The sequence below is a fragment of the Salinibacillus aidingensis genome (genome assembly GCF_055393355.1).
Genome location: NZ_AP043759.1, coordinates 1,172,052 through 1,194,375 on the forward strand (window position 1 = coordinate 1,172,052; position 22,324 = coordinate 1,194,375).

The window sequence follows — 22,324 nt, forward strand, 5'->3', positions numbered from 1 at the left end:
ATGAACTTAATGAACTTACTTACTATATACGGAGGAATACGTTTTCCAGCCACCATCAAGGTTTTTCGCCTGGAAGCCGTTATTTTGTAGAATTTGCGTTGCTACGTATCACGAAGTCCAACCTGACAGTTTACATAAAGGGTTTCATCTTTTGACAGCTCATCCAGACGATTACGTAATTCATCGAGTGGGATGTTCATGGCTCCATTAATATAACCATTCTCCAGCAACGAAAAGAGCCTATGAAATAAATGATGTTTTGACAGGCTCATAAAAAAGTTTGCTGAAACAAGGAAACCTCTTTGTTAAATATTCATTAACTTACGCAGTTCACTGTCATTTACAACCAAGTCCTGAACGGTATATTGCTGCAGGACCTCCCAGAATGCCCTCATTGCCTCATGCAGGGTATGCTTAAGCTTACATGCCGGCGATATGACACAGTGATCGGCTCCTTTGTCAAAGCATTCAAGTAAGGCGAAGTCATTTTCCATATAGCGTACGACCGTTCCAACATTGATTTCATTTGCTGGTTTGGCCAGGCGGATTCCACCGTTACGACCCCGAACCGTTTCCAGTAATTCTATCTTATTTAATTCATAGACAATTTTTCTAAGATGATGATCGGATATATGAAAAGTCTGAGAGATTTCTTTTATACTTGATAACTCATTTTCTTCTTTGGCTGCACAGAAAATGAGGACTCGCAGGGCATAATCGGTGTACTTTTTGAGCTGCATACATGATTCTCCTTATTTAATTGCTTCACAATATTGTAACACAAATCCGGCTTAACCCTATTGAGATAGTGCTTATATTAATAATAAAATAAAAGGTTTATTCAAAATACATCTTTTTTGAAAAGGGGAGTGCTTTGATTGAATACAGAAACGGCAACAGGATTAGATAAGCAAACGAAGGAAATTGTTAAATCAACGGTTCCTGTATTAGAAGAACGAGGAACAGAAATTACAAAGCGTTTTTATGAGCGAATGTTTGAAAATCACCCTGAATTAAAAAATATTTTTAATCAGACCAATCAACGAAAAGGCGACCAATCGAAAGCATTAGCAAACATGGTATATGCAGCTGCACTACATATTGATAATCTGGAAGAAATTTTGCCGGCTGTTCAGCCTGTTGCCCATAAGCACAAAAGTTTAAATATAAAACCTGAGCATTATCCTATTGTGGGTGAAAACCTGTTAATGGCGATTCGGGAAGTATTAGGGGAAGAAGTAGCTACGGATGAGGTGCTTGCTGCCTGGGAAAAGGCTTATGGCGAGATTGCCAATGTATTTATTTCCATTGAAGATCAAATGTATCAGGAGGATGAGAATCAGCCTGGTGGATGGACCGGCTTCCGAAACTTTAAAGTGAAGCAAAAGGTGAAAGAGAGTGATGTGATTACATCCTTCTATCTGGAGCCTGCAGATAACCATCCATTCCCACCTTTTAAACCTGGACAATATATAACAGTAAAAGCTGACATTGAGGGAGAAGCTTATACCCACCGTCGTCAGTACAGTTTATCGATTGCTCCTAATGAAGGGGTTTATCGTATCAGTGTCAAAAGGGAAGAAGCTCTTGATGAAAATCCGGATGGCGTGGTATCAAACTATTTACACGATCATGTAGAAGAAGGAGATATCATTCCGATTAGTGCTCCTTCAGGTGATTTTGTTCTTGATACAGATGATCAGCGCCCGCTTGTTCTTCTTAGTGGTGGCGTCGGTTTGACACCAATGATGAGTATGCTGGAAAGTGTAGTAGAATGGCAGCCGGAACGCGAAGTTATTTTTATACACGCAGCAAGATCCGGTAAATTCCATGCGATGAGAGATCGTGTACGTTCCATTGATCGGGATTATAAACAGGTAACCACCTATTTTGTCTATGATAGTCCTGAAGAGGAAGATGAAGGCAAATATGATAAAAAGGGTTATGTGGATTATGAGTGGTTGAAATCTGTTGTTCCTACCAATGATGCTGCCTTTTATTTCTGCGGACCTAAAGGGTTTATGAAGGCTATTTACCAAAGTCTTACTCAGTATGAAGTGTCTGAAGAGGACATACATTTTGAAATCTTCGGCCCTCAGACTGATATTACAAATTAATCATGTCATTATATAAGCGCTGGGACAAATGACTGATTTGTCTCAGCGTTTTTTTGGTTTACAAAAGCAGAGATTCTTTTAAAAGAATTTCTGAATTCCTACTTGACTTATCTGAATTATTGCAATAAACTGTTAGTTAAAATTAAATAAATTCTTATCCAGAGAAGTGGAGGGACCTGGCCCTGTGAAGCTTCAGCAACCTCTGACATGGTCAGAAAGGTGCTAAATCCAGCGAGTTTCATCTCGGGAGATAAGAGTGGATCGTGCACATACACCCTCTTTTCTCCATTCAGAGAAAAGGGGGTTTTCTAATGGTAAGATGCATTGACTTATAACAGAATTCGAAAACTAACGACTTCAGGAAAGGGTGAAAGAGCACATGAGTAAAATTGTTTTATTATCAGGCAGTCCTTCTAACCCTTCACGTTCAGATAGGGTTGTGAGCTACTTAGGACAGTTACTGGAACAGGAAAATTTCTCAGTTTCCTCTGTTTCGGTTCGTGATTTTTCTTCGGAAGATCTGTTTCAGGGTCGATATGACAGCGTTGATATTCAGCAGCTCACAGCACTCATTCAAAATGCAAAAGGCGTCATTGTGGGTTCGCCGGTCTATAAGGGGGCCTACTCCGGTGTTTTAAAAGCTCTGTTGGACCTGCTGCCACAGGATGTCTTTCAATCCACCCCTGTTCTGCCGGTAATGACAGGGGGCAGTGCCGGACATCTGTTAGCGCTGGAATACAGTTTAAAGCCTGTTTTGGCAACTTTAAAAGCACATAACCTAAAAGGGCTTTATTTTTTAGATCATCAGATTAATAAGTATCAGGAGCTCCCGATTGTAGATGAGGAGATCCTGTTGCGGTCGAAAAAACAATTAAACTATTTTGTTGAAATTATCAAGCGGGATACGACTATTACGGCCTATTCTTCATAGGGGAAAACTGAAAAAACAGGAGGATTTTATGATGAATAAACGTATCTATTTAAATGCGTTTGACATGAGCTGTGCTGGTCATCAGTCACCTGGACTCTGGACTCATCCTGATGATGAATCCCACCGGTATAAGGATAAGGAATACTGGATCGAACTTGCCAAGTTATTGGAAAGAGGGAGATTTGACGGTGTCTTTCTGGCCGATGTCCTCGGTCCGTATGACGTTTATCAGGGCTCACGGGATGCTGCGGTTCGACAGGGCGCACAAACACCGGTCAATGATCCGATGCTTGTGGTTCCTTTAATGGCAGCTGTCACAGAGCATTTAGGTTTTGCGGTTACGGCATCGGTCACTCATGAACATCCCTATCCTTTTGCCAGGAAAATGTCTACCTTAGATCATCTGACAAATGGACGTGTGGGCTGGAACATTGTGACCTCGTATTTAAGAAGTGCAGCGGTGAATATGGGAATGGAAAATCAGATTAAACACGACGAACGGTATGATATTGCAGGGGATTTTTTGCAGGTGTGTTATAAGCTTTGGGAGGCAAGCTGGGAGGATGAGGCAGTCCGTCTTGATAAAGAAGAAGGCGTGTTTGCAGATCCTGATAAAGTTCATGATATCCACCATCAGGGAAAATATTTTCAGGTGCCGGGTGCTCATTTAAGTGAACCTTCACCGCAGCGGACTCCCGTGTTATATCAGGCAGGTGCATCGAAAAAAGGAAGAGCGTTTGCTTCCAGGAATGCAGAGCTTGTTTTTATAGGAGCCCCGACCCTTAAAGCAGCCAAAAAAACAGTTGAAAGAATAAGAGGGGAGGTGAAAGAAGCAGGGCGCGCTCCTGAAGAAGTCAAAATCCTGCCGATGTTTACGCCGATTGTCGGTAAAACAGAGGATGAAGCCTGGACTAAATTCCGGGAGTACCAGGATCATATCAGTCACGAAGGTGCCCTCGCACTATTTGGTGGATGGACTGGAATTGATTTATCTGAATACGATTCGGATCAGGTGCTGGAATATATTGAAAATGATGCCATTCAATCTATGGTCGAGAGTTTTACCAAAATTGATCCCGATAAGCAATGGACCGTTGAGGAAATCAAAAACTTCATCGGCATCGGTGGAATGGGGGCATTTACGGTTGGATCACCGGAACAGGTTGCAGATACGATGGAAGAGTGGGTGAGAGAAGCGGGTGTGGATGGCTTTAATATTGCGTATGCGATCACCCCTGGGACGTTTAAGGATTTTGTGGAGTATGTGGTTCCGATTTTACAGGAAAGAGGACTCGTTCAGAAAGAATATAAAGGGGAGACCTTTCGTGATCGGATCTTTCATCAGGGCAATCAGTTGCCAGCCCATCATCCAGGGAAAAATACAACATCTGTACTTGTATAAAGGTGGGAGGATTCCTGTGCTTGCATGCGGGAATCCTCTTTTTATCATGGAGAAGAGCGGATACACAGAAGCGAATTCTACATCAAATTCCACCAATATTTTATTAAATTTTCTAATAACATTGAAATGTATAAAAATTTACTATATTATATAAAAATACATATTTAAAAGGGGTGAATAAGTTGAAGATTTTAGAGAGGATTAGTCAATTTGCGGGGAATACGTTTGCGATTTGGGTCATTCTTTTCGGTATAATAAGTTTCTTTTTTCCAGAAGGGTTTACGTGGATTGCCCCGCACATTGCTTTATTACTGGGAATCATTATGTTTGGTATGGGCCTGACGCTGAAATTGGAGGATTTTAAAGGTGTCCTGAAGGCTCCAAAAAGTGTATTATTTGCGGTTCTGGGTCAATATACAATTATGCCACTGCTTGCATTCGGACTTGCATCAGCGTTTCAGGTTCCGGCTGAGGTAGCAGCAGGAATTATTTTAGTAGGCTGTTGTCCGGGTGGAACAGCTTCGAACGTCATGACCTTTCTGGCAAAGGGAAATACAGCTCTGTCCGTTTCGGTAACCGCCGTTTCTACGTTGCTGGCACCAATCCTTACTCCGGCACTGACATTGCTATTTGCCAGTCAATGGCTGCCTGTGTCGTTTATGGACATGTTCATTTCCATTGTTCAAATCGTCCTCGTACCCATTGTTTTAGGAATTATTGTACGCCTTCTATTTTCCAGACAAGTGGAAAAAAGCATTGCCGTGCTCCCGCTCGTTTCAGTTATTGGTATTGTTGCCGTGGCATCTGCTGTCGTCGCAGTCAATACAGAAGCCATTGTAACTACAGGGCTGTTAATCTTCAGCATCGTCGTCCTGCACAATGTTCTTGGGCTTATGATTGGTTACTTGCTGGGTAAATTGCTAAAACTTGACTTCAGTGATCAAAAAGCCGTTTCCATTGAAGTTGGCATGCAAAACTCAGGACTTGGTGCTACACTCGCGCAGTTACATTTTGCTCCTATTGCAGCGGTCCCAAGTGCTCTGTTCAGCGTGTGGCATAACATTTCCGGACCAATCCTGGCCACATGGTGGGGGAAGAAGAGTGAGGAGGAATCTTTGTCTGAACGTAAGACTGAAGTACCAGGCTAAATAAATTGTATTTTAAATCAATGAGGATCGTCCTGATGGATAGGCGATCCTCATTTTTTGTAGTGAAGGGAATTACAGACCTTTTTCTGGTCCCATCAGGAAGGATGACTCTTTAGAGTGGAATGGTTTACCACCATCCACCTCCAAAGCCTCCATACCCATAACCACCGCCGTTACCATAGCTTCCGTATCCACCGCCATAGCCACTGGCACCGACGATGATCAGGAGAATAAAGAGAACAACAATTAACGCAAAGCCAGTTCCATAGCCTCCTTGACTCACTCAAAAACACCTCCTTTGCACCAGTTACGATATCCTATGTTCACATGATGTTTGTTGTATAGATACCTGGACTAAGAAGGAGTCTTATTCCGCATTTGTCACAGGTTTATAAGTAAAAAACTTACAATAATTATGAAAACGATTGCATTTTTAAGAATATTCATGAATCAAACCAAATAACTATAGTACACAAAGGGGGTGGACAAATCAGTACGTACTTAAATGAATGATTAACTGAAGAAAATCTGAATAAGGAGGGAAATGGAATGAGTGATAAGCAGCTAAGTCAGAAACAGCGGGAGTATTGGAAAAAGAACATACGATTAATTGTGACTTTACTTATCATTTGGGCTTCCGTTTCACTTGTTGCAGCCATCATCCTGGCCGAGCCGCTAAGCAATGTTTACTTCTTTGATGTGCCATTATCTTTTTGGTTTGCCCATCAAGGGTCTATTGTTGTGTTTATTTTCCTGGTCTTTACCTATGCTATTCGAATGGACCGACTTGACAAGAAATACGGTGTGGAAGAAGTCATCCTTACCGAAAAGAAGGATTCAAAGGGGGATGAGTCATGAATTTAGATGTGGAAGTCATTACCCTGACCCTGGTTCTAATAACTTTTGCGATTTACATTTACATCGGCTGGTGGGCAAAGGTTAAAGACACAAGCAGCTTTTTTGTTGCCGGTAAAGAGATCCCTGCTGTAGCTAATGGGGCTGCAATCGCAGCTGATTGGATGTCAGCAGCATCCTTTATTTCCATGGCTGGCCTTATTTCATTCTTAGGGTATGATGGAACGATCTATTTAATGGGGTGGACAGGTGGATATGTACTGCTTGCCCTGTTATTGGCACCATACTTAAGGAAGTTTGGCCGTTATACTGTTCCTGATTTTATTGGGGACCGATATTATTCCAATAAAACGAGAGCGGTTGCCGCAATAGCTACGATTTTCATTTCATTAACCTATGTAGCCGGACAAATGCGTGGTGTAGGAATTGTATTCAGCCGCTATTTACAGGTGGATATTACAATCGGTGTCATCATCGGAATGGCGATTGTTGCTTTCTTCGCTGTACTGGGTGGTATGAAAGGAATTACTTGGACACAGGTTATTCAATACTTTGTTTTAATTATAGCCATTATTATTCCAGCAGCTGCTATTTCCCTGCAATTAACAGGTATTCCTGTTCCTCAATTAGGCTTAACATTCTCCGATATTGCTGAACGATTAAGTACACTTCAGGTTGAACTTGGTATGGATGAATACCTGGCTCCCTTCCAGAATATGTCTGGGCTGAATGTGTTTGCTGTAACACTTGCACTTATGCTGGGTACGGCGGGGCTTCCTCACGTCATTGTCCGATTCTACACGGTTAAAGACGTTCGTTCCGCGCGCTGGTCTGCCGGATGGGCGTTAATCTTTATTGCCCTGCTTTATACAGTTGCACCAGCCATAGGGGTGTTTGCTAAATACAATTTAATTAACACTTTTAATGATGCGCCCATAACTGAGGTTCGTGATATTAGCTGGGTAAGCAAGTGGGAAGAAACCGGTCTGTTGGGCTTAAATGATAAAAATGGAGACGGAATGCTGAACTTTACAGAAGAGGGCTCACCAGCAAATGAGGTAACGATAGACCCGGATATCATTGTATTATCTACCCCGGAAGTAGCTGAACTATCTCCATTTATTATTGCACTGGTCGCCGCCGGTGGTCTGGCTGCAGCCTTGTCGACAGCCTCAGGTTTGCTTCTGGCCATGTCCAGTGCGGTTTCACATGACTTGTACTACCGGATTTTCAGACCGCAAGCAAGTGAAAAGCAGCGGCTGAAAATCGGACGGATTATGATTTTCCTGGCCGTTATCGTTGCGGGCTATTTCGGTATAAATCCACCCGGGTTTGTAGGAGAAGTGGTGGCATTTGCCTTTGGTTTAGGGGCTGCCAGTCTGTTCCCGGCGATATTACTTGGAATATTTGATAAACGCATGAACCGGGAAGGGGCCACATGGGGGATAGCCATTGGTTTATCCTTTACCCTTACCATGATTTTACTGATGAGATCCGTTCAGGTATTTGGTACGGAAACTCAGATTTTGGATAGCTTCTTAGGGATCGATGCACTCGGAATTGGAGTGGTCGGAGCGATTTTAAACTTTGTTGTTTCTTTTGTCATCTCCAGAATGACGCAGGCCCCACCAAAAGAGATTTCAGATATGGTTGAGGAGATTCGGGTACCAAAAGTATCGGAATCAGGTGAAAAGTAAAAAGAGTCTATTCCTTTTCCTGTTTTGCAGGGGAGGAATAGACTCTGCCTTTTTTAACATTTTGAAAGAAAGGAGGATATAATCATGCTCATTCTATTTTTTCTGACCATTTTAATAGCATTTTATCTGTTTCACCCACATCTGAACATTCTGGCCGTTAAAAAGGTGCTCGGAATTACCTTGTTTGTGGAATTATTTTATTTAATTGGACATTATATGTCAGGCTGGCCCTTTCCAACCCCTGTGGTGATTCTGCAAATCTTAATTGTTGTCGCCACAGGTGTAGCTATAGGCGTGCTTTTCTCAAGAATCTGGCCCTTGCCTGATAAAAAAGGCTTTGAACGAATTGCACGTACCCTTCTGATTATGATACCCGCATTAGGAATTGGGATAGGGATGCAATTACTGCTTCAGGGGCAATATGCCACCCAAGCACTCTACCTTATTTTTGCCCTGTCTGCCTGGCTGGGTTCAGGTCACTTCATACGTGAAACAGCCCAGTCATAGGCTGATAGATTCATAGAAAGGAGCAGATCGATATGAAAACCTCATTAACTCCACTGGATTGGAAAAGAAGAGCCGTGAAGTATTATCCGGAAAAAATTGCGGTGATTGATGACAGGAAAACATTTACGTATCGGGAATTTACCGAACGTACGGATCAATTATCCAAAGCCTTGCATCAAGCTGGTATTCAAAAAGGAGATCATGTGGCGGTCATGCTTCCGAATACTCATTATATGCTTGAGTGCTTTTATGGAATCAGTCAGCTGGGAGCTGCGATGGTCCCGTTGAATTACCGTCTGTCGGCAGAGGATTTGGAGTACATTATTCAGCACAGTGATGCAAGGATGTTAATTGTAGATGAGGAATTTTCCGGTCCGATTGAACAGATTGTTTCCAGCCTTTCTTTGGAGAAAATCATTATTGTCTCGGTAGAAGGCTTTCACACCTCCTTAAATGGAACCGATTATGAAGCGTTTATAAGTGAAATTCCTTCAGATGCAACACTTCCGGAAGTGGACATCGATGAAAATCAGCTGCTGACGGTAAACTATACAAGCGGTACCACTTCCAAGCCTAAGGGTGTGATGCTTACACATCGGGCCAATTATATCAATGCCGCGAATTTTATGTATCATCTTGATGTGAAGAATGAGGATGTATACCTTCATACCCTCCCAATGTTTCATGCAAACGGGTGGGGAGGTGTCTGGGCGATAACCGGAGCGGGTGCTACACATGTGTTTCTGCGCAAGGTTGATCCGCCTTACATTTTAGAGTTGTTTGAAAAAGAACACATTACCTTGCTGTGTGGAGCTCCGACCGTTATTAATGTGCTGGTGAATGAGCCAAAAGCTAAGGAGGCGAACATTCCGACAAAGCCTCGTATGGCTACAGCCGGTGCACCGCCGGCAGCTGCATTAATTCATAAAGCCCAGGAGATACTTGGCCTAAACATGATTCATGTGTATGGCCTGACAGAAACCTCACCCTTTATTTTATATTGCGAATGGAAAAAGGAATTTGACACTAAAACTCCTGATGAACAGGCAGTGATTAAGGCAAGACAGGGCATTGAGCTTGCCTTTAATGGTGAAACAAAGGTGATACGACAGGATGGAGAGGAAGTGAAATGGGACGGACAGGAGCTCGGTGAAATTGTCACCAGGGGAAATGTGGTGATGGAAGGCTATTACAAGAACCCTGAAAAAACGAAAGAAGCGTTGAAAGATGGCTGGTTTCATACAGGCGATCTGGCCGTCACTCATCCGGATGGGTATATTGAAATCCGGGATCGGGCAAAGGATATGATTATTTCGGGAGGGGAAAACATTTCCTCCACGGAAGTTGAAGGGGTTCTCTATAAGCATCCTGAAGTACGGGAAGCAGCAGTGATTGCTATTCCGCATGAAAAGTGGGGAGAGGTCCCAAAGGCAATGGTCGTCTTACAGCCGGAAGCAGATGTTACAGAAGATGACATCATTACTTACTGCAGAGAAAATATGGCCCATTTCAAAGCCCCGAAAAAAGTACAGTTTGTCGAATCTTTGCCAAAAACAGCGACTGGAAAATTGCAAAAATACCGCCTGCGTGAAATGCACTGGGAAGGGGATAAAAAGGTGAATTAAGCAGCGAAAGCTATACAGGTATACGATGAAAAGGTGTTTCCTATTGAACAGGGAACATCTTTTTATCACGCATTAACTGTCTGTAATACCCCCACTGATGGTTAGTTGAACTTTATATTACAATGATTCGCTGGTTCAGCATCCAAATATAAACAACAGCGAATCATTAACAGTGTTCTTTATGGTTTGATAGAATAAGAGGAAGGAAAAGGAGGATCCTTATGTGGAATAAGCTAAAAGGTTTGTTTAAACCGAAAACATGTGCGATCTGTAAAAACAAAGCTGAGCAGCCTGCGATTTATTATAATGATGAGGGGGAAAAGGTATTTGTCTGTTTTAAATGCGTACCTTACGCGGAAAGAAGAGCTTTCCGCAAAGGCTGAAGGAGGTTACGTATGAAGCTCTTCCAGAACCTCACCGATTTTTTTATCATGAATCACCAGATCGGCATAGGAATCAAATGGTGTTTCATCCCGATTAACAATCACTAATTTTGCTCCGTGATCTTTAGCGATTAAAGGAAATTGATTCGCCGGGGTGACAGAAAGAGAGGAGCCCAGAACGATAAATAGTTCCGCTTTTTCAGCTTCCTCATAGGCGAACTGAAACGCCTCCTGAGGTAATGACTCACCAAACAGAACAATGGAAGGGCGTAAAATTCCCTCGCATGCAACACAATAGTAATCCTCGGCAACATATTCCTCACTGCTGTATTCTCTGCCACAGGATTGACAATGGAGCTTTTGAAGAGTTCCATGCAATTCAGCAACCTGGGTGGAGCCTGCCTCCTGATGAAATCCATCAACATTTTGGGTAATAATGGACTTTACCTTTCCCTGCTGTTCCCACTCAGCCAGTATGTAATGTCCTTTATGCGGATGATATTCCTTTACTCCAAGAACCCGCTGCCGATAAAACTCAATAAACTCTTCCACGTTGTCATTCAGGGCATTTGTGTTGGCGATTTGGCTTGGATCCTTTTGCTTCCACAGCCCGCTGGAGGAACGAAAATCAGGCAGTCCACTTTCTGTTGACATCCCTGCTCCTGTAAAAACGACTGTATACCTGGATTCCTGCAGCCATTCTTTTAAAATCATGCTTTACCCACCTTTTTCATATAGTGTTTTTTATAAGGGTACAAAAATATCCTAATATAAAAGGGAGGTCTGTTCAAATGGCATAAACTTAAATACATGGCACCAGGTCTGCATAGTAAAATCGGTCCCTGCCACTAAACAAATCCTTTTGGACGGTTAATGTTTCATCAGGGCGAAAGCGAATTTTGTGCTTGAAGAGTGGACCATCAAATACAAATGTGTGAAATTCACCATTTTCGCCGCATGGATCCACGTGTGACGGAAGGTCGTTCAAAAATGAGCGGTTGATCACTCTTCCTGTAAATGCTGAATCAAGCTGTTGTCCATCTGTACAGGTGACTATCGTTTGATAGCCTTCATTAAGAAATTCATTGATTAATCGCCGAGTATCTTCTCCCCAAATAGGAAAGACAGGCTGGATGGTAGTATCCTTCAGCATGGTTTCCCTGTATTTTCTAATATCTTCAAGTCGAATATCTCCAAACATCATATGTGTTACATCATCCATGATAAGCTCCTGTATCATCCTGCTCATTATTTTTTCATATGTGTCATTTGAACAATTTTTCGGGATGTAAACCTTTTGCAGAGGGATGTTTAATGCAGAGGCCTGTTCATCCAGCAGGGCTTCCCGGACTCCATGCATGGTGGTGCGTTCATTGTCCTCTGTAATGGTCGTAACAAGGCAGCATACATCCCACTCATTAGATGCTATGATTCTATTTAAGGCAAGGATAGAGTCCTTGCCACCACTGAAGGATATTGCGATTTTCTTTTTCAAAGTATTCACCTCAAAAGGCACAAATGATGTTTTTTTAATAGATTAATTTTATAAGAGGTAAAAAGTAGGAAGGAAGGAAAAAAGGAGCGGGAGAAAGCGGAATTCACAGAAAGACTTCACTTAAAGTTAAGTGAGGTCTTTTCTAAATGAGCTTCTGTTTTTGCAGAAATTCCACAATCATGTCTTTGTTGGATATTAGTAATCGGCCATTATCGTTGGGGATTACCTTATTCCCCTTACAGGTTGGGCAGGTTTCTTTCTTGATTTCCTCTTCGTATTTGTCACGGGCAATGGCCATTGCCTGATCAAATGTTGGGTATAACAGTTCCAGGTCCTCTAAAATTTCGCGAAACCGATCCGAAAACACTTCCACATAGCCTTTCCCGTTACAGTGATGACAGGTTTCCTCTAAGTTCAGAAACAAATTTTTCTGTTTTCGCATCATCTGTTTCATTCACTCCCTCCATTCGAAAAGTATTCCTAACACCTTATGAAAAATGAAAAACAAAAATAACAAATAGTGGAAAAGATTAGATTAATATTTGGAGTCCTGGTACCTTACTGATTGGATAAAAAGTGTGAAGTTTTGCTGAGTTGAGTAGTTATCATTAACGCTGGAGAATAACTGGTGAATTTAATTGTACCAAAAATAAGAAAATTTGGCAATATGAAGACAAGTCTGTTTATTTCTCTGTATTAAAGAACAATATTTAGATTTGATTGTCCATTCTGAAAGGGTAACGGTGGGTAGAATGAATTAAAATTGGAAAGATAAAAATACGTTTTACAGGAGGAAACGAAAAATATAGATGCCTCGCTGAATCAGGAGGACCAGATTGTCTTTGCCTGAATCATCCATAATATGGATCAATTGGTAAACATTTATCCCATATAAAAGAGCTTAAAAGTAGTAAATGGAGTCTGGTTATGTCATAATCTTTTTTTGTATATAGAGGGATTCCATAACATTGAGGAGCTGCAAGAATGATTACAAATCTGAAAAATGCTAAATACTTAGATGTTATTTTTAATAGTATTTCGGATATGGTCTTTTTAGTGTCGGTTGGTAAGGATCAATCCTTCCGTTACGTAACGGTGAATCAGCAGGTCATGAATCTGCTTAAGTTTCCAAAGGATTACAATGGTAAAAGAATAGAGGAAATCATGCCTGAAACATCAGCAGAAAAGATTACGGGGAAATATAAGGAGGCTATACAAAATCAGGAAACCATATCCTATGAAACGCCGCTGAAATTTCCCTTAGACGAAAATAAGGCTGAAGTCAGGCAGGGGTGGGTAGAGTCGAATGTTACCCCGATCTTTAACGAGGAGGGCAATTGTGAGCATGTCATTGCCATCACCCGGGAAATTACCAACAGAAAAAATCAGGAAAAAGAATTAAGACGAACAAAGGAAGAACTGGAAAAGGTTTTTAATCATGTAGCAGATGCGGTATTTATGTTTGATGAGAACGGAGAGTACCTGGCTGTGAATCCGGCCTTTACAACCATGTTTGGGTGGACAAGGGATGATGTTTTTTATAATCCCGAAGTGACTATTATTCCTGAAAACCAGAAGGCGGAACTGGATAACCTTTTCCGACGCTTAAAGCAGGGGGAGGTTATTGATGCCAATCGTTCCCAGAGGAAAACCAAGGACGGCAGTGTCATCGAAGTCCTGTCCTCCTATTCTCCTATCATGGAAGACGGTACGATGATTGGAGGAGTGGCTGTATATAAGGATGTGGCAAAAATTATTGAATTAAAGGATCAACTGAAAGAATCGGAAAACCGGTATCAGATGATTGTGGAACATTCCAATGATATGATTAGAGTCGTTAATCGTGACGGCTACATCCAATATGCTTCCCCTGCCCATCAGGATATTTTAGGGATTCACCCTGACTTTTTTGCGGGGAAATCCTATCTTTCCTTTATTCACCTTGAAGATATGGCTAAAGTGCAAAATGCTTTTTCAATGATTATAGAAAATAAGCAAAGTATTAAGTTTGAATATCGGCGTCTGAATAAAGATGGAGAGTATGTCTGGGTTGATACGCGTGGGGGGCCTGTTCTCAGTGCTTCTGGAGAAGTTGACCAGGTTGTGTTTATTTCAAGAGATATATCCAATCAGAAGGAGAAAGAAAAGGAATTAATGAATATGGCGCTGTTCGATGAATTAACAGGACTGCCAAATCGCACCTTTTTCCATCACCAGGTTGAAATTGCGATGAATACAACGAAGCGGAAAGGAACGATTACAGCCGTCCTTATGTTAGACAGTGATAATTTTAAAGAGATTAACGATAGGTACGGACATGATACAGGGGATAAAGTGATTAAAGAGGTTGCGAGACGGGTACAGAATTCGGTCCGTGACACGGATACGGTTTCGAGAATGGGTGGAGATGAATTCCAAGTCGTTCTTCCTGACCTTGAAGATAAAGAGGACGCAATAAGAGTCAGTGAACGTATTCGGAAGGAAATGAAGCAGCCCTTTGAGGTTTCGGCCAGTGGAGATGCGATTACCACAACAGTGAGTATTGGGATTTCCTATTATCACGGAGAGGAAAAAACGTATGAGAAACTCCTCAAGGAAGCAGATAATGCCCTTTACAAATCAAAGGAATCGGGCAGAAACCAATGGGCCGTTTACGAAAAAGAACGCTAGAAAATTTTAAAGCAAAAATACTTTCATAACTGAATAAATAACGCGATACGGTCAGTTTCCACATATTTAAGGGGGACTGACTTTTTTGTATTTTTATACCGGATACTGTTCGACAGATTTCCAATATCCATATAAAATATAAGATAGATGGCTATGGGCAGGAGGTTCTGGTCGTGGAGTTTTTTACAGCCTTAAAAAACAGCTTCTTACTACCTGAGAAAAAAGCGTTGTTTCGGTTAAATCGTATTTCCATGCGTAATACCATTGTTTATATCAGTGTGATTCTATTTCTCCTCTTTATTCCGGATGTCTTACAAATGATTATTCATTTTGAGGATGCAGAGATTCCAAGGAGCATGTATGCACTTCAATTAATTGTCATATATCCTTTTTTAATCATTTTTTTAGCCGTATCAGGGATTTCGCTGCTGGCGGGTGTTTCGTATCTGATCAAGGTGCTGTTTAGACGGAGACTGGCATATCAGCAGCTTTGGAAAATGACGGCTTTTGCACTGACCATACCTTTACTTTTACACGTTTTATTAAAGTATACGGTAGAATATACGTTCATGATTAATGGGGCTCCATTGCTGGTGCTGTATCTCATCATGTACAGGATGATTATGGTTTATCCTCAAAGGCGCAGGGAATAATTAGAATAGTTGTTATTATTTAAAAATCATGATATTTTTATTATTGGAAGACTTCAATATGGAGTTTTATAAGATGTACATTTGTTACATAAAAGGGATATCTACGGTGTTACAGATAGATTTCCTGAAAGAATATAGATTCTTTTACGTCTAAGAATGGGGGAATTGAAAATGGCATTTGTCATTACTGCACCTTGTAAAGAGGAAAAGTCCGGGGAATGTGTAGAAGTGTGCCCGGTGGATTGTATAGAAGAAGGAAAGGACATGTTTTATATAGATCCGGATATCTGCATTGATTGCGGAGCCTGTGAAGCTGTATGTCCAGTCGAAGCTATCTATCATGAGGATGATATGCTGGACGAGGATGTCCCATATCTGGAAGCTGCCAGAGAATTTTTTGCGAATAAGTAAGCAGGATTAGGAAAAACTCCCGTCAGGTAAAAGCGGGAGTTTTTTGTCTGTTGGTAATTAGTAAAATAACCGCAAAGGAGCTCTTAACCATGAAGGAAATCTACAGTGATATCATTCAGTTTCGCGGGTCCCATTATGATTATGGACGAATGCAGGGGGAGCAATTAAAGAATTCTTTAATCGTAAAAAATCGGGAACGGCAATGGAAGGTGAGAAGACCACGATTTTCCGTTGATGAACAGGAAGCGAGGGATGCCATTCGCCGCTTTGCTCCTGGCATCTGGGAGGAAATCATTGGTCTGCAGGATGCTTTGGAATGGCCGATAGAACGTGTGTTAATGGAATTCAGTGGTTATCGCTTGCCATACGCTCGTTCGGGCTGTTCGATTTTGACAGGGGAAAATTATTTTATTCGTAATTATGATTATCATCCGAAGACTTATGAGGGCCGGTATGCACTCTATCAGCCAACGGATCATGGCTATGCGACGGCGGGTCCTCAGCAGAAAATTACAGGGCGTCCGGATGGAATCAATGAAAAAGGCCTGGTATTAGGTTATAACTTCATGCATCGAAAAAAGCCGGGAGAAGGGTTCATCTGTCATATGATTGGCCGGATGGTACTTGAAAATTGCGCCAATATAGAAGAAGCTGTGGCTATGTTAAAGGAAATCCCACACCGCCATTCCTTTAGCTATATTGCCTATGATCAGGGTGGACAGGCCTTTGTTGTCGAGGCATCCCCGAGAGGAACAGAGGTGCGTCAATCCACGGTCTGTACGAACCATTTTGAAATGATGAAACAGGAAAATCGTCATCACCTGGTTGACTCCTATAAGCGTTTAGAGGCAATGGAGCAGGGGAAATCAACCATTCAGAATTCCTATGATGCTTTCCGTCTGCTGAACGATACGGATAGGGGAGTTTTCTCAAAACAATATAAAAACTGGGCGGGTACCATTCATACCTCAGCCTACTTTCCAAAAGAAAAGAAAGCGTGGTTTGCTTTGGGCGGTGATCAGGAGCCGGCAGAAATAGACTTTGGAGATTGGGTATCGGGAAATGATCTGAACATGGACCGCATTTATGGGGAAGTAGATACAGATCTTCCTTTTGTTCACATGGATGAAAATGCCACCTGGTTTAAGTAAGAAATAAAAAACCTGCAGGACCTTAATGAAGTCCTGCAGGTTTTTTATAACGGGTTCGGTTGTGAAGTACAAGATGTAAAATAACAACCCTTTTATCATTCCAATTAAAGTAAAGGGCACGATTGTTGAACAAGCGGTGCGGTAATATCTTTTTTGTTATTACATAAAATAGGCTTTAAGGGAGAATTGTTGTGCAAAGGAAGATTATTGATAAGTTCAGGTATTATTCCTTTGTCATCAAAGTGAGAGTGAAATTGCTTTGTTCCACAAACGAGGGCTTTAGTTGAAGAAGAAGCCATTTAAATTCATAGGAAAAGGAGCTTGATTGTCCAAGCTCCTTTTTATTGTGTTAAATTTACTGTTAATTTATATGTCATTTTCAGTGTTAATTTATATGTCATTTTCAGTGTTAATTCCTAACCATTTAAGGGTCTATTCACATTGTTTTTAGTGTTTTGCACTCCAAAACCGAACCCGTTAGGTTTTTCATTGAGTGCTTTTTTTGAAATTACTTCCTGAGACGTCTGCTACATTTTCAATGGCGATGAGCGCTTCAGGATCAATGTCATTTGCAATGCTTCGAACGATTGACAATTCAATACGGGTGACAACGGTGTAAATGATCTTTTTGGGATCATTTGTATAAACCCCTTCTCCATGAAAAAAGGTGATTCCACGCCCCAACTGCTGAATGAGTGAATCTGCCAATTCATCCGGAACGTCGGAAATAATCGTTACAGACTTGAGCTCCTCCATACCTTCAACAACGACATCAATCATTTTAAAGGCGATGTAATAAGTAATGATGGAATACATAGCCGTTTCCCAGCTGAAGACAAGTAAAGCAGCCAAAATAAAAATGAAAAAATTCATAATCATAACCAGCTGTCCTACAGATACCGGGCGTTCCTTACTGAATAAAATCGCGATAATTTCCGTTCCATCCAGTGCCCCGCCGGTACGAATCACCAGTCCGACGCCTGTTCCAAGAATCACCGCGCCGACAATCGTGGCTAAGAATAAGTCGTCCGTAACAGGCTCGAATTGATGCATAATGGCCGTGAAAATCGAGAGGACAACAATCCCATACAGTGTATGCATCGTAAATTTCCTTCCCATGCGGCGAAAGCCAATCAATAAAAAAGGAATATTAAATAAAATGATAAACACACTCATCTGATAATTGGTAATCGCACCTGCAATAATCGATAGTCCGATGACTCCACCGTCCAAAATGTCATTGGGAACGAGAAATAATTCCAGACCTATACTTGCAATGATGGCTCCAATGGTGATCATAAAGATTTGCATAATCTCTTTAAGGACTTTTTTTCTTCTGATTTTGGACAACAGAATCAGCCTTTCCTTCAAGTTGATGACCTCATACAGTACATATCATAACCATTCGCTTATAAATCATAATCGAAAGGTGAAGAGGACTGATCAGGATGACGGCCATAGAGACAGGTGCTGCAGACAAGATGTTTCTCATAATGTATACTCAAATTAACGATGAAACCTTTAGTTCTTATATGGCAGGTGTTAAAAGATGGAAAATGAATTTGTAGTAGGATGGGGTACACTAGCCTTGATTAATGCCGGGCTGGCGCAAGGAAAAAATCGTACGGGTCTAAACTGGTTTTTACTATCGTTATTCCTCGGTCCTTTAGCAACTTTTATCCTGTTATTTGTGGAGAAAAGGGAGGATTAGAATAGGCAAAAAAAGCGGAAGCACACGCTTGTCCAGCTGCGGCTCCTAGGTCAAGGCGGATATAAGCCAAAGCCATTGCGTGGCCAAAACCATGCCACTCCATGTCTTCGTCTTATCCCGCATGACCTGATCAGTCGCCTCCGCTCTTCTAATGTCCAGCTGCGGCTCCCAGGCCCAAGCGGTCATAAGCAGAATACCCTCCATGGCCAAAAGCGGCCACTCCGGATATTCTGCTTATGCCGTCGGGCCTAAACGGCCGCCTCCGCTTTTCCGAATTTACCTTGCTATTTCCACACATCTTCAGCAATCTGAATGACATGACGGAGCTTATTCCATTGTTCTTCCTCTGTGAGCAGGTTTCCTTCTTCTGTCGATGCAAACCCGCATTGTGGACTCAGACACAATTGGTCAAGGTTTACATATTTACCTGCCTGTTCAATTCTGCGTTTTACGTCGTCTGCTTCCTCAAGCTTACCGGATTTTGATGTAATCAGTCCAAGTACCAACTTTAAATCATTGCGGTGGACAAAACGCAGGGGATCAAATCCTCCTGAACGTTCATCGTCATATTCTAAAAATAGCCCATCAACATCGAGTCCGCCAAAAATCGTTTCAGAGGCGGCATCATAGCTTCCAGATGAAGCCCAGGTGGACTGGAAATTGCCACGGCAAATGTGCATGGTAATCTGTAGGTCATCCGGGCGATTTGCGATGGAATTATTAATGGTTTTGGCGAAGTACTTTTGTAATTCCTCAGGTTCCTGACCACGTGAGCGAATCATTTCACGGCCTTTTTCATTAAAAAACAGGGACCATGACGTATCATCCAGCTGTAAATAACGGCAGCCAGCATCGTAGAAGGCCTGAATCGCTTTCTGATAAGCTTTGGTTAAATCCGTTAATAAAGCGTCGTCATCCTTGTAAAAATGGGTGTTATTTTTTCCCCTGAACCAAAGCATATTTGGGCTTGGAATCGTCATTTTGGCGGTGTGGCTGCCGGCCAGACTATGTACGTATTTATAATGGTCAAGCATTGGATGATCACTGAAATCGATGCTGTCAGTAATTTTTACGCCGTGAGCTTTTGTTTTGGTTCCATGGAACTGAATGCCTTCTCCCGTATTATAGCCCTCTACACCATCCAGACCTTCAAGGAAGTCAAAATGCCACCAGGCCCGGCGGAATTCTCCATCCGTTACGGCCTGTAAGCCAATTTCCTTCTGCTTTTCTACAATCCGTGCGATTTCCTGGTCTTCAATCTCTTTCAAACGTTCGGCGCTTATTTCACCTTTTTCCTTTTGAATTCGTCCCTGTTTAATTCGCTCGGACCTTAATAGACTGCCGACGTGATCAGCCCGAAATGGAGGGTTTACCCTTGTTTTTGATTGTGTTATTTGACTTTGAACCATGAAAATCCCTTCTTTCATAAAATTTAATAAAAAAGAGCCTTCATAAGAAGAAGGCTCTTTTTGTCAACGGAACATTCTTCTTATCTTTAAGGTATTCTACTACCTTACTGGAATTAGCACCGGGCCTGTTACAGGCTGGTTGCTGAGGTGTCATCGGGCCAGTCCCTCAACCTCTCTGGATAAGAAAAGTACGTTATGGAGTTGTCTTAAGAACTTTCTATCAATATATAATAAATGATTCAGAAAGGCAACACTTTATAAAAAATTTCCACAAAAAGCACCAGGAGCGGAGTCGTTTGAAAATAAACAATAGTAAATAAAAAAGCACCATTCTTTTTTTCTGGCCAAAAAAAAGTTATCATCTATAAGGAGTACTTTTTCATTTAGGTAAATCAGCTGTTTACAGGTGGACAAACAGGGGTGTTGCCGATGAATATGAATGGTTTTTCCACCGCAGGCTAAAAACGAGTGTATAATAGAGGAGTTGAGCGTATGCAAATTGACAGGATGGGGTTTTTGTATGACTAAAGGAAATAAAAAGCATAACCATGAACCGCAGAATATAGAAGTATGGGAAGATCTTGTACATATAAAGGATTTAGGGCTTGCCCTTCTTATCTGTGGGGCTGGAGCATTGGGAGGATATTTTCTTGCTCCAAACAATGCCTCTGAACCTTTATTTTATGGACTGGCAGGTGCCGTGCTTGGATTTATCATCAGCAGTTTTATTATTAAACCAAAACGTACATTTGAAGAGATAAGGGAAGAGGATCAATGATGGATATTAGTTTAATTTTACAGATGGTGCTCGTTGCTGGAATTGCATCTGTACTCTATACATTAATCGGAGTGGCACCTGGTACAGATGAAACAGCTGTCTTAGCACCCGTAACTCTTGTTTTAGTTCTGGCTGGATTTGAACCTGTGATTATTTTAACGTTCTTCATGGCAGCGATTGTAGCCAAGAAATTAACTGATTCGATTCCGGTTGCTGTTGCCGGTATTCCAGGCGGGGTGATGTCGGCACCAATGGTAGAACATGCCCTCGTCTTGAAGAAACACGGACTGGCGGATACCAGTATTAGAAAAATGGCTTCCGGCTCGGTGATTGGAACGATTGTATCGATTCCTATCAGTTTTGCTTTGGCAAATGTTCTTTCCGAATTTTCGGAGGTTATTAAGGAGTATACCGATCCCATTTTCTTTTTTGGAGCTATCTTTTTAGCCTTAATGACTAAAAATAAGTGGCTTGCCTTAGTATCTATATTGCCGCTTGCTCTGTTAATTCAAGGGCTGCGTCACTTATATTGGGGAGTCGGGATTGTTCCTGAGGATACGACGGTATTTATCTCCTTTTTCTTAGGAATTACTATTGGTCCTGTGATATTAACCCTATTTGAATTGTTAAATGGTGACTTACGTTCAAAATTAACGCGTCACGATACAAAGAAGATTTCCTTTAAAATCAGCAAAAAAATTAAGGGGTTTCCGAATCCGTTTCGTATTCTGACAAAAAATGAGACGGTTTCAAGCTTCTTTTCTTCCATATTAGGTGTGGGGACCTTTTTCTTAAGTCCTGTGGGTATGACCATTATGATTGGTGAGGTTGTGGCAAGTAAGATTAAGGATCCGGTCAAAAAGGCTGCACGTGCCATTTCATCGATGGATGCTTTAACAAATGCGGCTTATATTAGCGGGACTTTAATTCCACTAATTGCACTTGGCATTCCATTATCGCCAACAGCTATTGGACCTGGACATGCACTGTTTAATGCACCACCAGTTTTTACACAGGACCATAATTTGCATCATATCTTATCAATGTCTGAATTTTTTTGGGCGACAATTATTGGTGCCGGAATTGCGATTTTGATTACGTATTTTGTAACGGTGAAGTATGCGGTGCAGATTTGCCGCTTTGTCTTTAAGCGTATTCCGCATGAGGCGATGCTGGGCTTGTTTTTCGGGCTGGTTCTTCTCCTCGCCTATATGGATGCAGGCTGGCTGAATGTTGCCGGAGTTCTGCTTATTGGACTGGTTGCAGGCGTCCTTAACCGGTTAGGCGTCAACTACGGTGTTCAGTTTATGACATTATATGCAGCACCATTTATTGTTAATACGTTATTTTAAAAACAGAATTGATTGAATAGAAGTGGGGG

General features: G+C 41.6%; 23 protein-coding genes, 2 pseudogenes and 2 riboswitches. Of the genes and pseudogenes, 16 read left to right on the top strand and 9 right to left on the bottom strand.

The features are described from left to right. Positions 1 to 15: 15 nt before the first annotated feature. Together ACZ5OK_RS06410 and ACZ5OK_RS06415 are read right to left on the bottom strand one after the other, a co-directional pair. Positions 16 to 224: pseudogene (locus ACZ5OK_RS06410) on the bottom strand (rhodanese-like domain-containing protein); the annotation flags it as partial. 81 nt (positions 225 to 305) lie between these two features. After that, positions 306 to 740 (bottom strand): Rrf2 family transcriptional regulator, encoded by a 435-nt coding sequence (locus tag ACZ5OK_RS06415; protein ID WP_343843503.1) that lies wholly within the window; start codon positions 738 to 740, stop codon positions 306 to 308. Between the two features lie 138 nt (positions 741 to 878). Between ACZ5OK_RS06415 and hmpA the strand changes: the two genes are divergently transcribed. From hmpA to ACZ5OK_RS06435, 4 genes are all read left to right on the top strand, one after another. Next, a complete protein-coding gene (gene hmpA / locus ACZ5OK_RS06420; RefSeq protein WP_343843506.1) occupies positions 879 to 2,117 on the top strand; it encodes an NO-inducible flavohemoprotein in 1,239 nt (412 codons plus the stop codon). A gap of 151 nt (positions 2,118 to 2,268) precedes the next feature. Next, positions 2,269 to 2,374, top strand: a riboswitch (SAM riboswitch). 122 nt (positions 2,375 to 2,496) lie between these two features. Continuing rightward, the gene (ssuE, locus tag ACZ5OK_RS06425; RefSeq protein ID WP_343843509.1) at positions 2,497 to 3,048 is read left to right on the top strand and encodes an NADPH-dependent FMN reductase; all 552 of its coding nucleotides are present in this window, start codon (positions 2,497 to 2,499) and stop codon (positions 3,046 to 3,048) included. A gap of 28 nt (positions 3,049 to 3,076) precedes the next feature. Then, positions 3,077 to 4,450 carry an LLM class flavin-dependent oxidoreductase gene (locus ACZ5OK_RS06430; protein WP_343843512.1) on the top strand — a complete coding sequence of 458 codons (1,374 nt, stop codon included), beginning with the start codon at positions 3,077 to 3,079 and terminating at the stop codon, positions 4,448 to 4,450. Positions 4,451 to 4,632: 182 nt separating this feature from the next. After that, complete coding sequence (locus ACZ5OK_RS06435) at positions 4,633 to 5,598, top strand: bile acid:sodium symporter family protein (protein ID WP_343843515.1); 966 nt, start codon at positions 4,633 to 4,635, stop codon at positions 5,596 to 5,598. 205 nt (positions 5,599 to 5,803) lie between these two features. Here ACZ5OK_RS06435 and ACZ5OK_RS06440 read toward each other — a convergent pair. Then, positions 5,804 to 5,881 (bottom strand): annotated as a pseudogene (locus tag ACZ5OK_RS06440) (YjcZ family sporulation protein); the annotation flags it as partial. Between the two features lie 266 nt (positions 5,882 to 6,147). Between ACZ5OK_RS06440 and ACZ5OK_RS06445 the strand changes: the two are divergent. The 5 genes from ACZ5OK_RS06445 to ACZ5OK_RS06465 all read left to right on the top strand — a co-directional run bounded on the left by ACZ5OK_RS06445 (position 6,148) and on the right by ACZ5OK_RS06465 (position 10,665). Continuing rightward, on the top strand, positions 6,148 to 6,456 hold the full coding sequence (locus tag ACZ5OK_RS06445; RefSeq protein WP_343843518.1) for a DUF4212 domain-containing protein: 309 nt from the start codon (positions 6,148 to 6,150) through the stop codon (positions 6,454 to 6,456). Next, positions 6,453 to 8,150 (top strand): sodium:solute symporter family protein, encoded by a 1,698-nt coding sequence (locus ACZ5OK_RS06450; RefSeq protein WP_343843521.1) that lies wholly within the window; start codon positions 6,453 to 6,455, stop codon positions 8,148 to 8,150. Before ACZ5OK_RS06445 ends, ACZ5OK_RS06450 begins: the two co-directional genes overlap by 4 nt. Positions 8,151 to 8,234: 84 nt before the next feature. Beyond that, entirely contained in the window at positions 8,235 to 8,657 is a 423-nt protein-coding gene (locus ACZ5OK_RS06455; RefSeq protein WP_343843524.1) for a hypothetical protein, read from the top strand. A 32-nt stretch (positions 8,658 to 8,689) separates the two neighbouring features. Beyond that, a complete protein-coding gene (locus ACZ5OK_RS06460) occupies positions 8,690 to 10,282 on the top strand; it encodes a long-chain-fatty-acid--CoA ligase (protein ID WP_343843527.1) in 1,593 nt (530 codons plus the stop codon). A gap of 221 nt (positions 10,283 to 10,503) precedes the next feature. Further along, complete coding sequence (locus tag ACZ5OK_RS06465) at positions 10,504 to 10,665, top strand: hypothetical protein (RefSeq protein WP_343843530.1); 162 nt, start codon at positions 10,504 to 10,506, stop codon at positions 10,663 to 10,665. 6 nt (positions 10,666 to 10,671) lie between these two features. On the opposite strand, the gene ACZ5OK_RS06470 is transcribed toward ACZ5OK_RS06465, so the two are convergent. The 3 genes from ACZ5OK_RS06470 to ACZ5OK_RS06480 all read right to left on the bottom strand — a co-directional run bounded on the left by ACZ5OK_RS06470 (position 10,672) and on the right by ACZ5OK_RS06480 (position 12,614). Next, on the bottom strand, positions 10,672 to 11,376 hold the full coding sequence (locus tag ACZ5OK_RS06470; protein ID WP_343843670.1) for an NAD-dependent protein deacylase: 705 nt from the start codon (positions 11,374 to 11,376) through the stop codon (positions 10,672 to 10,674). 91 nt (positions 11,377 to 11,467) lie between these two features. Further along, entirely contained in the window at positions 11,468 to 12,160 is a 693-nt protein-coding gene (locus ACZ5OK_RS06475) for a Dph6-related ATP pyrophosphatase (protein ID WP_343843533.1), read from the bottom strand. A 142-nt stretch (positions 12,161 to 12,302) separates the two neighbouring features. Further along, on the bottom strand, positions 12,303 to 12,614 hold the full coding sequence (locus tag ACZ5OK_RS06480) for a hypothetical protein (protein WP_343843534.1): 312 nt from the start codon (positions 12,612 to 12,614) through the stop codon (positions 12,303 to 12,305). Positions 12,615 to 13,144: 530 nt separating this feature from the next. Here ACZ5OK_RS06480 and ACZ5OK_RS06485 point away from each other — a divergent pair. The 4 genes from ACZ5OK_RS06485 to ACZ5OK_RS06500 all read left to right on the top strand — a co-directional run bounded on the left by ACZ5OK_RS06485 (position 13,145) and on the right by ACZ5OK_RS06500 (position 17,045). Then, entirely contained in the window at positions 13,145 to 14,830 is a 1,686-nt protein-coding gene (locus ACZ5OK_RS06485) for a diguanylate cyclase (RefSeq protein ID WP_343843537.1), read from the top strand. Positions 14,831 to 15,003: 173 nt separating this feature from the next. Beyond that, a complete protein-coding gene (locus ACZ5OK_RS06490; protein WP_343843539.1) occupies positions 15,004 to 15,483 on the top strand; it encodes a DUF1189 family protein in 480 nt (159 codons plus the stop codon). A 171-nt stretch (positions 15,484 to 15,654) separates the two neighbouring features. Continuing rightward, on the top strand, positions 15,655 to 15,894 hold the full coding sequence (locus tag ACZ5OK_RS06495) for an indolepyruvate ferredoxin oxidoreductase subunit alpha (protein WP_044156858.1): 240 nt from the start codon (positions 15,655 to 15,657) through the stop codon (positions 15,892 to 15,894). An 89-nt stretch (positions 15,895 to 15,983) separates the two neighbouring features. Next, entirely contained in the window at positions 15,984 to 17,045 is a 1,062-nt protein-coding gene (locus tag ACZ5OK_RS06500; protein WP_343843546.1) for a C45 family peptidase, read from the top strand. A gap of 104 nt (positions 17,046 to 17,149) precedes the next feature. Here the strand turns inward: ACZ5OK_RS06500 and ACZ5OK_RS06505 are convergent, their stop codons facing one another. Both ACZ5OK_RS06505 and ACZ5OK_RS06510 read right to left on the bottom strand, forming a co-directional pair. Continuing rightward, a complete protein-coding gene (locus ACZ5OK_RS06505) occupies positions 17,150 to 17,344 on the bottom strand; it encodes a hypothetical protein (protein ID WP_464758596.1) in 195 nt (64 codons plus the stop codon). 187 nt (positions 17,345 to 17,531) lie between these two features. Beyond that, positions 17,532 to 18,356, bottom strand: a complete 825-nt coding sequence (locus tag ACZ5OK_RS06510; RefSeq protein ID WP_425542242.1) for a YitT family protein — start codon at positions 18,354 to 18,356, stop codon at positions 17,532 to 17,534. Positions 18,357 to 18,594: 238 nt separating this feature from the next. Here ACZ5OK_RS06510 and ACZ5OK_RS06515 point away from each other — a divergent pair, with 238 nt between their 5' ends. After that, positions 18,595 to 18,756 (top strand): hypothetical protein, encoded by a 162-nt coding sequence (locus ACZ5OK_RS06515; RefSeq protein ID WP_343843548.1) that lies wholly within the window; start codon positions 18,595 to 18,597, stop codon positions 18,754 to 18,756. 284 nt (positions 18,757 to 19,040) lie between these two features. Here the strand turns inward: ACZ5OK_RS06515 and ACZ5OK_RS06520 are convergent, their stop codons facing one another. After that, positions 19,041 to 20,165 carry a 5-methyltetrahydropteroyltriglutamate--homocysteine S-methyltransferase gene (locus ACZ5OK_RS06520; RefSeq protein ID WP_343843551.1) on the bottom strand — a complete coding sequence of 375 codons (1,125 nt, stop codon included), beginning with the start codon at positions 20,163 to 20,165 and terminating at the stop codon, positions 19,041 to 19,043. A gap of 77 nt (positions 20,166 to 20,242) precedes the next feature. After that, positions 20,243 to 20,351, bottom strand: a riboswitch (SAM riboswitch). A gap of 334 nt (positions 20,352 to 20,685) precedes the next feature. Between ACZ5OK_RS06520 and ACZ5OK_RS06525 the strand changes: the two genes are divergently transcribed. Beyond that, positions 20,686 to 20,943, top strand: a complete 258-nt coding sequence (locus tag ACZ5OK_RS06525) for a hypothetical protein (protein WP_343843555.1) — start codon at positions 20,686 to 20,688, stop codon at positions 20,941 to 20,943. Continuing rightward, the gene (locus ACZ5OK_RS06530; protein WP_343843558.1) at positions 20,943 to 22,295 is read left to right on the top strand and encodes a tripartite tricarboxylate transporter permease; all 1,353 of its coding nucleotides are present in this window, start codon (positions 20,943 to 20,945) and stop codon (positions 22,293 to 22,295) included. The genes ACZ5OK_RS06525 and ACZ5OK_RS06530 overlap by 1 nt, the downstream gene beginning before the upstream one ends. Positions 22,296 to 22,324 lie beyond the last annotated feature (29 nt).